The following is a 1,153-nucleotide window of genomic DNA, read 5'->3' as shown; positions in this document are numbered from 1 at the left end:
CTGCTCTACTAGGCGCGGCTGATGCGGGTCTACCTCGACCACGCGGCCACGACCCCGATGCCGGAGCGCGTGGCCGAGGTGTACCTCGCCGCGCTCCGCGACACGGGGAACCCCGCGTCCACCCACGAGCACGGGCGGCAGTCCCGGGAGCGGCTGGAGACGGCCCGCGCGACCATCGCCGGGGCGCTCGGCTGCGAGCCCGTCGAGGTGGTGCTCACGAGCGGCGGCACGGAGTCCGTGAACCTCGCGCTCAAGGGGCTGTTCTGGGCCCGCCAGCGCGGCGCCGCGCGACCCGTCCTGCTCATCGCGGCGGGGGAGCACCACGCGACCGTGGACACCGTCGAGTGGCTGGCCGCGGCGCAGGGTGCGGAGCTGGTCTGGCTGCCCCTGGACGCCGAGGGGCGGCTGCGACCCGAGGTGCTCAGCGCCGCGCTGGCGGCCGCGGGTCCCGAGCGGGTCGCGCTGATCAGCTTTCTCTGGGGGAACAACGAGGTCGGCACCGTCCAAGCGGTCACCGAACTCGCCGAGATCGCCCGAAACGCCGGAGTGCCCGCGCACGCGGACGCCGTCGCGGCCCTCGGCCAGCTGCCTATCGACTTCGCCGCGACGGGGCTCAGCGCGCTGAGCGTGTCCGCGCATAAGGTCGGCGGACCGGTCGGGGTCGGCGCGCTCGTGCTCGGGCGCGCGGCCCAGATCGACGGCCTCGTGCACGGGGGGAACCAGCAGCGGGGACGCTCCGGCACCCAGGACGTCGCCGGAGCGGTCGCCTTCGCGGCGGCGCTGCGTGACGCCCCCCGGCCGGGCGGCGGACCCGATGCGCGCCTGGCCGAGCTCCGCGACGAGCTGATATCCGGCGTCCGCCTGGCGGTGCCCGACGCGGTGCTGCGCGGCCCGGACCCCGCGAGCGGGGAACGCCTCCCCGGGAACGCGCACTTCACGTTCCCCGGCTGCCAGGGCGACTCGCTGCTGTTCCTGCTGGATCACGCGGGCGTGTCGGTCTCGACGGGCTCCGCCTGCCAGGCGGGCGTGGCCGAGGTCTCGCACGTGCTCCTCGCGATGGGCCTGGACGAGGCGACCGCGATTGGGGCGCTGCGCTTCACGCTCGGCCACGACTCCTCACGCGCCGACATCGAGGCGCTGTGCCGGGAGCTGC

Annotated in this window: 1 protein-coding gene; it reads left to right on the top strand. The window is 75.6% G+C overall.

What is annotated here, in order from left to right; genetic code table 11:
- Window positions 1–21: 21 nt before the first annotated feature.
- The coding region (locus tag OOT08_RS01050) for a cysteine desulfurase family protein (RefSeq protein ID WP_325090735.1) at window positions 22–1,153 on the top strand (1,132 nt) is incomplete at its 3' end.

Source organism: Leucobacter sp. M11 (assembly GCF_035726885.1).
In the GTDB taxonomy this organism is placed as follows: domain Bacteria; phylum Actinomycetota; class Actinomycetes; order Actinomycetales; family Microbacteriaceae; genus JAPFRB01.
The sequence above is the reverse complement of the archived record's forward strand: the minus strand, read 5'-3'. Positions and strand labels throughout refer to the sequence as shown.